Origin of the sequence: Paenibacillus sp. FSL H3-0302 (assembly GCF_037982245.1) — a bacterium.
Classification (GTDB): Bacteria; Bacillota; Bacilli; order Paenibacillales; family Paenibacillaceae; genus Paenibacillus_AQ; species Paenibacillus_AQ odorifer.
Map to the genome: position 1 here is coordinate 5,658,222 of NZ_CP150284.1, position 14,488 is coordinate 5,672,709.

The 14,488-nt window shown below is 45.0% G+C and carries 10 protein-coding genes; 1 reads left to right on the forward strand and 9 read right to left on the reverse strand.

The window, feature by feature from the left end; translation table 11 throughout:
* Positions 1-86: 86 nt before the first annotated feature.
* From nifK to nifB, 4 genes are all read right to left on the reverse strand, one after another.
* Positions 87-1,628, reverse strand: coding sequence for a nitrogenase molybdenum-iron protein subunit beta (gene nifK / locus MHH50_RS25205; RefSeq protein ID WP_076279963.1), 1,542 nt, complete (start codon positions 1,626-1,628; stop codon positions 87-89).
* Entirely contained in the window at positions 1,625-3,088 is a 1,464-nt protein-coding gene (gene nifD / locus MHH50_RS25210) for a nitrogenase molybdenum-iron protein alpha chain (protein WP_340033596.1), read from the reverse strand. The genes nifK and nifD overlap by 4 nt, the downstream gene beginning before the upstream one ends.
* Positions 3,089-3,163: 75 nt before the next feature.
* The gene (nifH, locus tag MHH50_RS25215) at positions 3,164-4,033 is read right to left on the reverse strand and encodes a nitrogenase iron protein (RefSeq protein ID WP_235219430.1); all 870 of its coding nucleotides are present in this window, start codon (positions 4,031-4,033) and stop codon (positions 3,164-3,166) included.
* Positions 4,034-4,036: 3 nt separating this feature from the next.
* Positions 4,037-5,413 (reverse strand): nitrogenase cofactor biosynthesis protein NifB, encoded by a 1,377-nt coding sequence (gene nifB / locus MHH50_RS25220; RefSeq protein ID WP_340033598.1) that lies wholly within the window; start codon positions 5,411-5,413, stop codon positions 4,037-4,039.
* A 662-nt stretch (positions 5,414-6,075) separates the two neighbouring features.
* On the opposite strand from nifB, the gene MHH50_RS25225 reads away from it, so the two are divergent.
* Positions 6,076-6,903 (forward strand): TerC family protein, encoded by an 828-nt coding sequence (locus tag MHH50_RS25225; protein ID WP_036679597.1) that lies wholly within the window; start codon positions 6,076-6,078, stop codon positions 6,901-6,903.
* A gap of 78 nt (positions 6,904-6,981) precedes the next feature.
* Here MHH50_RS25225 and MHH50_RS25230 read toward each other — a convergent pair whose 3' ends face one another.
* The 5 genes from MHH50_RS25230 to MHH50_RS25250 form a co-directional block, all read right to left on the reverse strand.
* Positions 6,982-8,634: a response regulator gene (locus MHH50_RS25230; protein ID WP_340033600.1), complete on the reverse strand. Its 1,653-nt coding sequence runs from the start codon at positions 8,632-8,634 to the stop codon at positions 6,982-6,984.
* The gene (locus MHH50_RS25235; protein ID WP_076129182.1) at positions 8,621-10,384 is read right to left on the reverse strand and encodes a histidine kinase; all 1,764 of its coding nucleotides are present in this window, start codon (positions 10,382-10,384) and stop codon (positions 8,621-8,623) included. Before MHH50_RS25235 ends, MHH50_RS25230 begins: the two co-directional genes overlap by 14 nt.
* A gap of 83 nt (positions 10,385-10,467) precedes the next feature.
* On the reverse strand, positions 10,468-11,355 hold the full coding sequence (locus MHH50_RS25240; protein ID WP_038573097.1) for a carbohydrate ABC transporter permease: 888 nt from the start codon (positions 11,353-11,355) through the stop codon (positions 10,468-10,470).
* Positions 11,356-11,374: 19 nt separating this feature from the next.
* Positions 11,375-12,280, reverse strand: a complete 906-nt coding sequence (locus tag MHH50_RS25245; protein WP_036679607.1) for an ABC transporter permease subunit — start codon at positions 12,278-12,280, stop codon at positions 11,375-11,377.
* A 183-nt stretch (positions 12,281-12,463) separates the two neighbouring features.
* Positions 12,464-14,128: an extracellular solute-binding protein gene (locus MHH50_RS25250; protein WP_340033602.1), complete on the reverse strand. Its 1,665-nt coding sequence runs from the start codon at positions 14,126-14,128 to the stop codon at positions 12,464-12,466.
* Positions 14,129-14,488 lie beyond the last annotated feature (360 nt).

Below are 14,488 nucleotides of genomic sequence, written 5' to 3' on the forward strand. Positions count from 1 at the left end.
CACTTCCGGCCGCTCCCCAACGCTCGGCTCCGTATGAGGACGAGGGAATGAATCGGAAGTATACGATTCGGCTTAACGTTCTCCTACTAACGAACAAGATCGTGGTTGAAGCCAGATGAATCCTCATCCAACCCCTGCAGAATTGTATTTACTATAGTAGTTAACAAGTTCAAGGCACCTTGATAACCGATAATCGGATAACGATGCAGATGATGGCGGTCAAAGATAGGGAAGCCTACACGGATCAAAGGAACGTCGGCATCTTTGGCAGCAAATTTAAGATGAGAGCTTCCAATGGCAAGATCCACAGGATCATCAATCAGCAGAGAGCGCATATGCCACAAATCATTTCCGATATGAACCGTCGTTTCTGCCCCGTAGGGGCTGGCAGCAAGCAGAGCTTTCGCTTCTTCTTTAAATCCGTTTTCCCCATTGGAGCACACAATATGAATAGGCTCTATACCCACTTCCAGACAGAATTCAATCAGGCCGATCAGCAAATCCGGATCGCCAACTAAAGCCACTCGTTTGCCATGCAGATAAGGGTGGCTATCGAGCAAAGCATCCACTACCCGGCCACGTTCTTCCACAAGCTCAGGCGGAATGGGCAATCCCGTTAATTCACTGATAGACTCTATTAGCCGATCTGTGGCATGAATGCCCAGCGGAGTCGACATCGCAACGGTCTGTTGTTTCCATGTGCCGCTGATGTATTCCAATGTTTTTTTGACAGAATATTTCTGAAGTGAAAGAGTTCCCAACGCATTAGCTGCCTTCGGCACATCCGCCAGCTTCGTTCCCCCATAATAATAGGAATATTCTCCCGTAGCCGGGGAATCAAAATTGCCGCTGTGATCACCAAGGAAGGTGTAGCCTGTATCAAACGCGGCAAGGATTTTTCGAATTTCCGCAAAATTCCCCGTATAAGGCTCAAACCCTAAAATGACATTCAGCTTCTCTCCAGTTCCCTCTCCACTGCCAGGGGTAGCTTCAATCCCAGAGCGGATGAACAAGGTACTGAGGATAGACTTTAACATGGAATCGTAACCTGTAATATGTGATCCGGAAAAACTTGGCGTGTTGGCGTAGGGCACTGGAATTTCGTTCGAAATTGCACCCTTCTGGCGGGCATTGGATATAAAAGCCTGCAGATCATCCCCTATAACCTCAGCCATACATGTAGTGGATACAGCTATCATCTCTGGCTTATAGAGCGCCACACTATTTTCAAGACCATCAATAAGATTGTTCATCCCTCCAAACACCGCACCATCTTCTGTCATAGAGGAAGAAACTGCGGGGGTCGGCTCCTTGAAATGACGGCTTAAATGACTACGAAAATACGCAGTGCAGCCTTGAGAGCCATGTATAAACGGCAGAGTTTTTTCGAATCCCAGCGCAGCCATCAAGGCTCCTAGGGGCTGGCATGCTTTATGAGGATTAACTACCAGTGAGGTGCGGGCAAAATTCTTATCCTTATATTCAGACGACTTCGAGTAGGCTAATGCTTCTGCTGTCTCTTGCTCACTGCAGGGTGCCTCGAATGCTTTTTTCCCTTCACGTTGCTTCACATAGGGTTCAGTTTGAAATAATGTGTTGTAATCTGGGATCTCCAGTTTGTCCCTCATACGCCCGCCTCCTTTTTAGGGAGTGATCCTGTTTTCCCTGAATTGATCAAGCTCCACACTGGGCTGTTAATGGTCATGTCCATGTCCTTAGCAAAAATCTTAAACCCATCATAGCCATGGTAAGGACCACTATAATCCCAAGAGTGCATTTGCCGGAAAGGAATACCCATCTTGTGATACACATATTTCTCCTTCACACCCGAGCCCATCAGATCAATATCAAGTCTTTGCGCAAGCTCTTCCAGCTCGTAAGCGGTTGGATCATCGTAGATAATAGTGCCTTCCGGAAGTTCAGGAAATGTCTTCTCGTAATCATCCTTGTGAGCGAACTCATAACCTGTGCCCACCACCTCCATCCCCAGATCCTCATAAGCCCCCAGTGTATGGCGGGCACGTAATCCGCCTACCAGCAGCATGACCTTTTTACCTTCCAGCCGGGGTTTAAATTTAGAGATAATCGCCTCCATTTGTGGCGTGTACTTAGCGATGACTTTCTCGCAGTTTTCCTGAATATATTCATCAAATCTTGCGGCGATGGCTCGAAGGCTTTCAGCTGTTTTGGTCGGCCCGAAAAAGTTGTATTCCAGCCAAGGAATCCCATATACTTTCTCCATCGTCGTTACCATATAGTTCATGGAGCGATGACAGTGAATCAAATTGAGCTTCGCCTTATGCGCAATCGCCAATTCATTGATGGTTCCATCCCCAGACCACTGCGCAATAACACGCAGACCCATTTCCTCCAGTAAAATGCGTGAAGCCCAAGCGTCCCCACCGATGTTATAATCTCCGATAATATTAATATCGTAAGGACCACATTCCGCAAGCTCTTTCTTCCCCATCAGAAAATCACGGATCGCATCGTTAGCAATATGATGACCCAAGGATTGGCTAACCCCACGGAACCCTTCACAACGAACGGGAATGATCGGGATACCTAGCTCGATAGACATTTTTTTGGACACCGCTTCAATATCGTCTCCGATTAGCCCCACAGGACACTCTGATTGGATCGAAATTCCTTTAGCCAGTGGGAACATTTCTTTAATTTCACGGCAAATGACTTCAAGCTTCTTGTCACCGCCAAATACAATATCTGTCTCCTGAAAATCACTCGTCACCTGCATAGCCGTAAAGTTATCAATGCCCAGTGTTCCGTTGGCATAATTCCGTCTTGTTCCCCAGCTATATTGCCCACAACCTACAGGACCATGGCTGATATGCACCATATCCTTGATCGGGCCCCAGACCACGCCCTTCGAACCGGCATAAGCACATCCTCTTTGGGTCATAACCCCCGGACGGGACTTCATATTCGATTTGATGGCGCATTTGCCACAGTTTATTAACTCTTCATTATTGATTTCAAAATGCTTCTGACGATCCTTCTGTGCCTTTTCCGGGTAAGCCTCAAGAATCTCTTCGAGCATCTTTTGGTTATCTTCGATATTAAGCCCCATTCTGAACCCTCCTCATCCCTTAGAGTGATCCGGTGAACAGCCGGCTCTCTACTCCTGTTCACCGGACGAACCTAATTATTGTCCAGATGCCTTCAGCTTTTTCAGCGCCGTCTCTTCATCCTCAATCACACCAAATTCCATGAGTAAATCCTCCAGCTCTTCCATAGAAATCGGGGTCGGGATTGTCATCATATTGTTATTCAGAATCTTTTCTGCCAAAATCTCATATTCTCTCGCTTGCTGATGATGAGGATTATATTGGGCTACGGTCATTCTTCGCAGCTCTGCATGCTGAACCACATTATTCCGCGGGACAAAATGGATCATTTGTGTATTCAAACGGCGTGCCAGCTCCATAATGAGCTCATCCTCACGGTCCGTATTACGACTGTTGCAGATCAGACCGCCCAATCTTACGCCACCGCTGTTGGCATACTTTAGAATTCCGCGCGCAATGTTATTGGCCGCATACATAGCCATCATTTCCCCGGAGCATACGATATAAATTTCCTGTGCTTTATTCTCGCGGATCGGCATTGCAAATCCACCGCATACCACGTCACCAAGTACGTCATAGGATACAAAATCCAATCCTTCATAAGCCCCTTGCTGCTCCAAAAAATTAATAGCTGTAATAATCCCGCGGCCGGCACAACCCACACCCGGTTCAGGTCCACCACACTCCACATTAAGAATGTCGCCATATCCCAACTGAACTACATCCTCAAGCTCCAAATCCTCAACCGTTCCTCTTTCTGCTGCCAATTGGAGCACTGAATTCTGAGCTTTAGTGTTCAAAATCAGCCGTGTGGAGTCCGCTTTAGGATCACAGCCTACGATCATTGTTTTTTGACCAAATTTAGTGGCGAGCTGCGCCAAAGTGTTCTGCGAAGTTGTGGATTTACCGATACCGCCCTTACCGTAAAAAGCTATTTGTCTCATCATTCATCATCCCTTCGAAATCGATATATTTTCAAAATAAGAGCTGATCTTCACACTTTCGAGAATCGCATCTTGTATTTCACCTTTACGCACCAGAGGCAATACTCCGGCTTTATTTAAGCTGGCGCGAGGGACATCGCCAATACCAGAACAGAGCAATATTTGACAGTCCTGTAATATAGAAATAATTTCTTGTAGCGTGGCATTCTTATCCCCATTACAATCCGCTTTACCGTGGCAATAGGCCTGAATCTTTCTGATACCTAGCAGTTTCACGCTTATACCATCCGTTTCATAAACCATGAACTCTGTCGCGTGGCCAAAATGTTGATTGACCTTATCCCCACCACGTGTAGCAACAGCGACTTTGGTGGTGTGCCGCCCTTGCTGGAAAGAGTTCTGCCTTAGCTCTTTGGCTTTGACACGCTGACGGATTTTGGCATCGAGTTCACGTTGAAAGAGCGCTCTAGCTCGCTCATTAATAACTGGATTTTCATCCATCTTTTCTAATATAAAATCCTGATTACGATCCTGACCTAGCAGCCCAATGGCATCAGCACGGCATTGCCGACAATGGCGCATGACCTTCATCCCTTCGCGCCCAAGCACTTCCTGCAGGTTGTGCAGTTCTTTAGGACGCGGCGCCTTGCGCCCATCCCGTTCATACTGACTTCCCGGTGCGATAATTAAAGGCGTCACATTATGCAGAGTTGCCCCGAGCGCTTTAACTGTTCGCGATACTTCAGGGAGATGATGATCATTGACCCCTGGAATCATAACGGAATTAACTTTAACAAGAACACCTTGCTGCGCCAGTAGCTCCAAACCTTGAAGCTGGCGGCTGATCAGCAGCTCCGCTGCTTCTTGTCCTTCGTACCGGATCCCTTCGTCAACAACCCATGGATAAATTTCACGGCCCACATTGGGATCAATGGCATTGATGGTGATCGTGACATGACGGATACCTAGCGCTAGTATGGCGTCTACATGCCTGTAAAGGGTCAATCCATTAGTACTCAGGCAAAGGGTAACATCAGGGACCTGCCGCTTGACTCGTTCGAACGTGTCAAAGGTTCGTTCTGGATTCGCCAGCGGATCACCCGGACCTGCAATCCCAACTACCGACAGTTGCATCAGCTGTGCGGCTACACCTTTCACTTTGCGTTCAGCTTGCTCTGGAGTTAGCACTTCACTAACTACACCAGGCCTGCTTTCATTCACACAATCGAATTTCCGGTTGCAGTAATTACATTGGATGTTACAGGCGGGAGCAACCGGGATGTGCATCCTAGCAAAAAAACGATGAGCTTCCTCACTGTAGCAGGGATGGCGGCTGAGCTCCTCCTCTGCTTCAATGGATAACCTCGATGACGCCTGCGGCATTTCCCCACCTCCTAAAAATTTTATGCAGCATGAACTACTAGTACTTCTTCGCAGTAAAACTCACTCCGATAGAACAACTCATGTAATTTTAGTTAACACATTTCTCGCTTTATTGCTTTGAGTAGTTTCATCATATTTTCATCAACCTACATCGTCAATCGAGTTTTCCCTTTTTAAGTCCTGTTTTTCCTTATGTTTGCAGTTTCGTCATATTAAATGTTAGTTTATATAACCTATATATATCATGTTTCCGTTTCCATTTTATTCAATCTCTGTTGATTCTCCGTCATCATGTCATGTTTCTGGCCATTTTAAGGATTCTTAAAAGATAGAATCCATTTATTTCTGCAACTTTTATTGACAATGACTTTCATCTCGTATATGATCTCTTTAGGCAAGAACACATTGAATAATCTTAAAAATTTAATATATCCCGTAAAGGGGAGTAGCTGTTAAATAAAGTCGTCAATACGAGAATATGAGGATATTCTCCGGCTTTATTGGCAATTCACATTGTTAGCGAGACCTTTACCAATCAGGTTAGACCTTTATTCCAAAGGCTAATCTGTTTGGTAAAGGTCTTTTTTATATAAATTTGGTTAAAATGGTAGGGTAGATATCTTTTGGTAGATATTTGCATTCAAAAAGGGAGGACAACAGTAATGGATTGGGGATTATTATTAGAGTACGGTTGGGTATTGCTTGTTCTGGTAGCACTAGAGGGACTACTCGCCGCAGATAACGCATTGGTATTGGCAATTATGGTTAAGCACCTTCCTGATGAGGAAAGAAAAAAAGCGTTGTTTTACGGATTAGCGGGGGCCTTCGTGTTCCGATTCGGTTCGCTATTTGTCATCTCCTATCTGGTCGATATCTGGCAAGTACAAGCCATCGGCGCGATTTATTTATTATTTATCGCGGGTAATCATATTTTCCGAAAACTGTTGTTTAAGAAGCCCGTCACAGATGAAGCTGCTGAAAGCGGCACTGACGGTGCGGTCAATAAAAAGAAATCCAGCTTTTGGTTTACTGTTCTGAAGGTAGAAGTTGCTGACATCGCCTTCGCGGTCGATTCCATCCTAGCCGCAGTTGCACTCGCGGTTGCTCTTCCTGCAAGTGGTCTTCCAAAAATCGGAGGCCTCGATGGCGGACAATTCCTCGTCATCTTTGCCGGTGGATTTATCGGTCTGGTCATTATGCGTTTCGCAGCTTCCTTCTTCGTTAAGTTGCTGCATTCCCGTCCAGGACTTGAAATTGCAGCCTTCTTTATCGTAGGTTGGGTGGGTGTTAAGCTCTCAGTCATTACATTGGCGCACCCTTCACTTGGTGTTCTGTCCGAAGATTTCGCTCATAGTACCTGGTGGAAAGCCACCTTCTACGTTGTGCTCGTACTCATCGCTGTAATCGGCTGGTTTATGAGTAGCCACAAGGTTGAAGAGAATGTTGGCGAGAATCCGGTTCGAGAAGTAGACAAACAACTCGGTAAGTAATCGTTAAAATACAGCCACAAACCATCCCCCGAAAGATGCACCTTCTGAACAGGTGTCCGTCTTTCGGGGTATTGCTATTTATCCTCGTTTTTGCTCTCGATATTCCTGCGGCGTACAGCCAACGGTTTTTTTGAAGAATCGAAAAAAATAGTGCTGATCACTAAACCCGAGCTGGCCGGAGATCTCGTGCATTTTTAGAGCAGTTCCAAGCAGCAGCTCCTTACTCAGCTCCACTTTTTTCTCCAGAATATAATCAGAAATCCCCTTCCCTGTCGTTCTTTTATACCAGCGTGACAGATAGGACGGATTAAGTGAGACTTCCTGCGCAATCCGGGTTAAGGACAAATCATCGGCTAGATGGGATTTAATATATTGGTGGATCATGGACAGGATATTCGATTCATCATGTTTATAGGTAGCGCTTCTGTTCGAGATAATCCATTCAAAAAACGTGTGATAAAAAGAGATGACATCCGACCAGTGTGTATTGATATTAAAATATAACATGCGTGATAAATTCATACCGCTATGTGCTTTTTCCGTTAAACCTAACTCTTGTAAAGTCTGCAGCAGAGTGTTACTGATCCCAGACATTAATCTTAATCTCAAAAAAGGATCCTCCGGCCCACCTTCCCCCGAGAGCTCCACCCATTTGCGAAAAGATGTGCCCCAATCGAGATCACCTTCAAGCAGCCGTTGTTTTAAATAGTCGAGCAGTAGTTCCGCTGTTGCATTTCGATTATGCATAGAACCTGGACTTGGGCTCACTTCCTTGGTATTTATCCTCAGCAGCTTTTCCATCCCCAGTCCGGGGCTATCAAAAATGGCTAATCGTAAACGGTTCAAGGCATAGTTCAGCTCATGCCAATGCACTTCCTGATCACTGGCGATGATAGACACAGATAGTTGCAGACATTTGCCACAGGCTTGCTGAACGGATTCCATTGTTCCGTGGACGAAGCGGAGCGTTTTTAACCAGAGCTCTTCTTCCTTGATTGAGGATACACTTTCACTTTTAGCCTGAACAAAACAAGCTATCGTCCCCGGATCCAGATCCACAGCCTTAACTTCAACCTTGTCGCTGAGCAGCTCCTCCGCAATATTGGCTACCGCATAACGAATTAAGCTCCGGTCTGAAGCCGTTTCATAATTTCGCCAAGCCTCCATTCGCAGAATAATAGGCAGGACGGGTCCATCCGCGTTGAACGGGAGCTGAATGGCGTCGAATTCAACCTGCAAGCTCTGCCGGTCTATCCGTTCGGTGCGTCTTAGAATATCGTGTAATAATTGCTGCTGTAACTGGGGTAGAGCGCGCGGGAGCTTATCGCGAAGCCACTGGCTTTTATAGAAATAATCCTCTTCTGAAGATATTTTCTCCAAAGTCAGCTCCACAGCGGCACGAATTTTATCCATCCCCTCTGTCTTCAATAAATAGTCGACTACACAAGGATTTCGGATCGCCTGATGGGCAAAATCGAATTCATTATGTCCTGTCAGCAGAATTACTTTACAACGTGGCCAGCGGTCGACAATTTCCTGAATTAACGCCATCCCATCCATACCTGGCATACAGATGTCACTAAGCACAATATCTATTTTTACGGTATTAAGCCAGTCTATGGCATGATCCGCTGAATGAACCTTTATGATCTCCAAATCTTTAAAATCTGCCTTTACAAAAAATTCGTACAGCCCATCCAAAATATTAGGCTCATCATCAACTATCATCATTCGTTGCATCCTGCACGTCCCCTTTAAGCGGTAAATTGACTCTTACACAAAGTCCGCCCAAACTGCTTCTCTCTGCCTGCAAGCCATAAGGGGAACCAAATTTGATCCTCAATCTCTGATTTACATTTAATAAACCCGTGATCTCCCCCTGAATGGCATTCTGCTCGGAGAACTGGCGCTGCAAGAGATTTAACTTGTCCTCACTAAGTGAGTCACCGTTATCTTCTATTATAATAGTCAGCGTATGCTCAACTTTTTCATAACTCATTTTTAATAGGCCATTGCTGCTTTTTTGCTTAAGCCCATGCTCGAATACATTTTCAATGATGGGCTGCAGGAGAACCCGTGGGACTTTGATGTCCCGGCAATCCGCTGCAATCTCATCCACTTCAGCTCTAATTCTCGCGCCAAAACGAATCCGCTGTATAGCCAGATAGACCAAAGCATGCTCCTGCTCTTGCTGCAAAGTAACCTCCTGGGCGGAATCCCGGGTCATGTACCGAAAATATTGCCCTAAATAATCAGAGAACTCCTTGATCAGCTCTACATTTTCCACCTCAGCCATCTGTTTTATGCTAAATAGACTGTTGTAGAGAAAATGAGGGGTGATCTGCGATTGTAAATGTTTAAGCTCCGCTTCCCCTGTCCGGATACGCTGCACGTAGTTCTCATCGATTAACGTATTCAGATGCTTAAGCATCTCATTGAAACGAGAATATAGATACCCAAACTCATCCCTGCGGGAGTGAGTAATAAAGATCCCCGTCTGCCCCTGCTCCGCTTTCTTAAACCCCCTGATAAGAATAGACATCGGGCGATGAATCATCCTGTACGTCCATAAAGAGAACAAGATAATGATCACTATCGAGACAACGAACAACAGCCACAGCAGCAATGAGTAGACTTGAATCGGCTTCATGAGCACCGTGTTGGGAATATTTGCGGTCAGCCTAAAGTTATTGCTGTGATCGTAGAGCGAATAGTAAAAAGAATTATCAAAACGATACCGCTGCACACTTACAGTCTCTTCACTATTTAGAGGTTTCTCTATGGGAAACAACCTAGGCTTCTGGTCAGAAGTTGATATCACATAATCGTTATTGCCGAAGGCTAACGTAATATCGCTCCCCCCTGATACCGCAAATTCTTTCAAACGCAACTCAAGCTCAGGTGAGGAAAGCTTCACTCCCAGCAAAAAATTAGGTGAAAGATTGCGATCCAGGTTATAAGGATTACTACGCAGTAAATATAAGTCATCTTCGTATTTAGATAAAGCACCCTTCAGATTGCCCATAGTGGCCAGCAGACTTTGCCATTCCTCGTTGGTGACATCCCTAACCCCCACCGCAGCGCTAACCCGCTTATTAATTTCCGGGACATAATACACAACATCACTAATATAAGGACTGGTTTCTTTGATTTGTTTTAGCTTGGTGTATATATTGTTCAGATTAGAATCCACTTCGTATCGGCTCATAATTGGAATACGGGTACTGAAAGTAGCCAGCGTTTCATCCTGAGAGTACTCCGTGACTAAGCCCGTTATCCGTTGCAGCTCAAATTCAAGATGGCTGTAGTAAAAATGAACCTTCGATTCGTTCGCCCTCTCCACTTCAGCTTGCATTTGGTTGGAGCTATAGTAGGTAATAGATATACTCAGCGCGCAGAGTGGAAGCATGACCAATAGGAAAGCTCCGATCAGCTTGATCACAATGGAATCGGGGTTCCACCCGATGGAGAATGATTTCATTGGAATTTTCTCCCTCTTCTATCGAATAATAATAAAGAAGGAGCCATGTTCAGGCTCCTTCTTATTTTTAGGTCCAGTCCAGTTTAACCCTTTACACTACCCACGACTAGTCCATGCACAAAATATCTTTGCAGGAACGGATAAATCGCCAGGATCGGAATGATAGACAAGAAGATCTGGGAGGCTTGCGTTGTACGGTCTGAGATTTGGTTTAATAACGCAGCTTGTTCAAAAGTAATATTTTCGGTCTGGATCGATACCTGCTGAAGTATGGATTGTAAATAGGTGGCCAGCGGATAATGTTCCGGGCTTCTCATATAAATCATGCCATCGAACCATGCATTCCAGTGACCTACCAAAGCGAACAACGTAATGGTCGCAATACTTGGCATAGATACCGGCAGGTACACACTCCATAACGTGCGTAAGTGTCCCGCGCCATCCATCCATGCGGCTTCCTCCAATTCTTTGGGCAAACCTCTGAAGAAATTGAGCATAAGCAGAACATTAAAGATCGGCACCGCGCCCGGTATAACAAGCGACCAGATGCTATCCAGCAGCCCCATTTCCTTTACAATTAAATAGCCAGGAATCAGACCCCCGCTGAAGAGCATCGTGAACACAAAAATCCAGGCATACACGGTCCGTGAGCGGAAGGACTTTGCCTCTTTAGACAGCGGATAAGCTACTAGAATCGTAAACAACAAGTTAACGGATACCCCAAGCACTACCCGGAGCAGACTAGTTCCGAAGGAGTGAATGAACTGGTTGTTCTGAAGGATATATTTATAGGAAGAAAGAGTGAAATCCACAGGCCAGAAGGTTACGCTACCCGCGTTAACAGCTGCGCTGGAGCTGAAAGAGATCGCCAGAATATTCACGATTGGAAAAAGACAAAGCACCGCGAGCAAAGTCAGAAATACATAATTGCAGCGGAGAAACCAACGATAAGCAGTTGAAGTATGGTGCATTTAGTCCACTCCTTTCTCTCTAAAAAATCCGATATTTAGCAAAACGATACGCCAGATAATAACCCAGCCCGATAAATACGAAGGAAACTACCGATTTTATCAAGCCTAGTGCGGTCGATACAGAGTACTGAGCATCCTGTAGACCAATTCGGTAAATCATCGTGTCCAAAATATCACCTGATTCATACACTAGCGGATTGTACAGGTTGAACACTTGGTCAAATCCCCCATTCAGGACGTTGCCAAGGCTGAGTGTAAGCATCAGGATCATAATCGGGCGAATGCCCGGAAGCGTAATATGCCAGGTCTGCTTCCATCTTCCGGCACCATCGATTACAGCAGCTTCATAAAGGGAGGAGTCAATGCTGGTTAAAGCCGCCAAATAAATGATCGTCCCGAATCCAAACTCCTTCCATTGATCTGTGATCACTAGTACGTATGGGAACCAGCTATTGTCCGCTAGAAATTGAATAGGCTGCATGCCTAGTGCTTTTAAAAGCATGTTGACAATCCCGCTGCTCGGAGACAGTACATCTACGATAATCCCGCCCAAGATAACCCATGAGAAAAAGTGCGGCATATAAATAATCGTCTGAATCGAACGTTTGAAGCCGTTTACACGAACCTCATTAAGCAATAGTGCCGCTATAACTGGCACGGTCAGGCCAGCAATAATTTTCATGACGGAGATAAATACAGTATTCCATACGACCTGACCAAAACCGGGAAGCTCAAACAAATAACGAAAGTTTTCGAGCCCTGTCCAGTTCATATTCTTAAACCCTGAGATCGGGGAAAAATTCTGGAAGGCAATTACAAGGCCAGCCATCGGAATATAACTAAAAATAATGATCACTATTAAGGCAGGTAAAATCATTAAATGGAGCGGAATATTACGTAGAAATTGCTTAGTATTAAAGTGCATTTGCTTTCTCCTCCTTGTATCTCAATTATAGAGCAGCCCCAAATTGCCTTAATAGTGTAGCGTATTGACTTTAAGTATCTTTTGTTGACCTGGTTATCGAACCGAATAGCTGTTCAGCCAAAAAAAGAACTGCCCGTTTGTCATTATCATGACTAGGGGCAGTCCTCTTCTGCGTCGTTTTTACTAGTTTGCTTTTACGATATCATTTACTTCTTTCGTTATTTGATCTCCACCGAGCTTTTTCCAGTTGGCTACGAATTTGTCGAATTCATCGATAGGAAGACTTCCGTAAATGATTTTGACAAAGGTCTCTGCACGCAGTTTATCCAAGGTAGCCGCTTTGCTGTTCATCGTTTTAGTTGGGGCATAAATGAACTCATTCATCAACACCAAGTCATTGTCGCGGTAGTGTTTGATAACCGATTGTGAGCTAAGCGGCCCAAAGATCCGTTCCATATGCCATTTATCAAGATCTCCACCGCGGTAGCTTTGAATATCATCATAGAATAATTTAGCTTCAAGGCCCATGTTTGAGGTATCTCCCGATTCAAGGGCTTTTTCCACTTCATCCTGTGCCTTTACATTTTTGTTCGGTGGCAGGTTGGATACAACCGCGTTTTGGAAGCCCAGACCTGTGTCCCCGTTCAAATATTTTGCCCGTTCTGTTTTAGCGGACTCCCCAAACATTTTCTCTGCTTGGAAGTTAAGCAGCTTGATCAATGCCTCCGGATGTTCGTAGCCCTTACGGACCGCGAATACGCCTCCAATCGTAAGATGGTTTTGAGTTTTGGCAGGTTGGTCATCAATAGATTGTACTGGATAAGGCACCCAGTTAACATTTTGATCCTTTTTAATCATGTCCTTTACTTGGAAAGGGGCCCATTGCGGCAAAAATAACATACCGGATTTACCAGCATTCACATCCTCCATCGCTTTGGCAAAGTCTTTTACCCCAAACTCTGGATCAATGACTCCTTCTTTATACAATCTTTGCAGCTCCGCAAGTCCAGCCTTTACCTCCGGTTGAATCGTACCATTCACAACCTTGCCATCGGCGTTTTTGATCCAAGTTTCCAGGTAAGCATGGTACCCGAGTAGAAACGCATTGATTGGCAAGTCCTTGTTCAACGAAATGCCGTAAGTATCCTGTTTGCTATTTCCGTCTGGATCTTTAAATGTAAAGTCTTCTGCAATCTTAATAATATCCTGCATGGATGTTGGCTCTGCCAGATTCAGCTTGTCCATCCAGTCTTTTCGAATCCATATCATATCAGAGGAATCCAGCGAACCCGGGAAGCTTACCATCGCCATCAGTTTTCCATCTTTCGTAACCGGCTTTAGCCCTGCTCCGTCCTCTTCTGCGTAATATTCTTTGACAAGATCCGAAGCATATTTATCAAATACCCCGGTCAAATCCTCCAACATGCCAGCTTCATAAAGCTGCTCGAATTGCACCGTGGACACCTTTAACAAATCAGGCAAATCCCCGCTCGCCAAGGTAACGTTCATTTTATCGTTATAGTTGGCATCAGCCACAATCCAGTCATAGGACACTTTAATCCCAAGCTCTTCCTCGTATCCTCTGGTCCAGATGTTATTGGAATGTGTATCGCCCTGCGCCAACGTCTCTTTGCCTGTTTCGTTCATCGTGGAGCGAAGTTTGATCGGCGGATCATATTTAGTTAAAGGGCCGCCTTCCATTTCCGTTTGCACACTAGTGTTTCCCTCTGCGGAACTACTACTGTTTCCACTACTGTTTCCACTATTATTGCTGGAGCAACCACTGAAAACTAATGATAAAACAATGGCCGATGCCATTAAAGGCAAGCCTTTAATCTTTCTTTTCATCTATTGAACCTCCCTTATTTTCTATATCCTAATTGTAAGAAGAAAGCGTTAACACAGCGAGTGTGAACCGTTTACATTCGGTATCTTTTCTTTACCTATTCATGTTCGCCTAACAAAGCTCCGCTTTAGGGTCACTCTGATTATCATAATACTGTGAGTTTGTAAGTGTCTATGTATTGGTAATTAATTACACAAAAAAGAGGCTGATCCTTATACTATCCCTTAAGAATCTTAGCCATCAAGATTACCTATATAGTGAGCCGGCGGTGCATAGTGTAGGCGGAATGGACTGAGGATTGCGCGGAGGATTACGCGGCATTACGCGCTTAATTGTATTTAGTACACTTATAATGCATCAAA

Coding starts and splice junctions, on each gene's coding strand:
- nifK (WP_076279963.1), bottom strand. CDS start 1,628: ATGAGGGACAAACTGGAGATCCCAGATTACAACACATTATTTCAAACT.
- MHH50_RS25230 (WP_340033600.1), bottom strand. CDS start 8,634: ATGATGATAGTTGATGATGAGCCTAATATTTTGGATGGGCTGTACGAA.
- MHH50_RS25240 (WP_038573097.1), bottom strand. CDS start 11,355: ATGCACCATACTTCAACTGCTTATCGTTGGTTTCTCCGCTGCAATTAT.
- nifD (WP_340033596.1), bottom strand. CDS start 3,088: ATGGGGCTTAATATCGAAGATAACCAAAAGATGCTCGAAGAGATTCTT.
- nifH (WP_235219430.1), bottom strand. CDS start 4,033: ATGATGAGACAAATAGCTTTTTACGGTAAGGGCGGTATCGGTAAATCC.
- MHH50_RS25225 (WP_036679597.1), top strand. CDS start 6,076: ATGGATTGGGGATTATTATTAGAGTACGGTTGGGTATTGCTTGTTCTG.
- nifB (WP_340033598.1), bottom strand. CDS start 5,413: ATGCCGCAGGCGTCATCGAGGTTATCCATTGAAGCAGAGGAGGAGCTC.
- MHH50_RS25250 (WP_340033602.1), bottom strand. CDS start 14,128: ATGAAAAGAAAGATTAAAGGCTTGCCTTTAATGGCATCGGCCATTGTT.
- MHH50_RS25235 (WP_076129182.1), bottom strand. CDS start 10,384: ATGAAATCATTCTCCATCGGGTGGAACCCCGATTCCATTGTGATCAAG.
- MHH50_RS25245 (WP_036679607.1), bottom strand. CDS start 12,280: ATGCACTTTAATACTAAGCAATTTCTACGTAATATTCCGCTCCATTTA.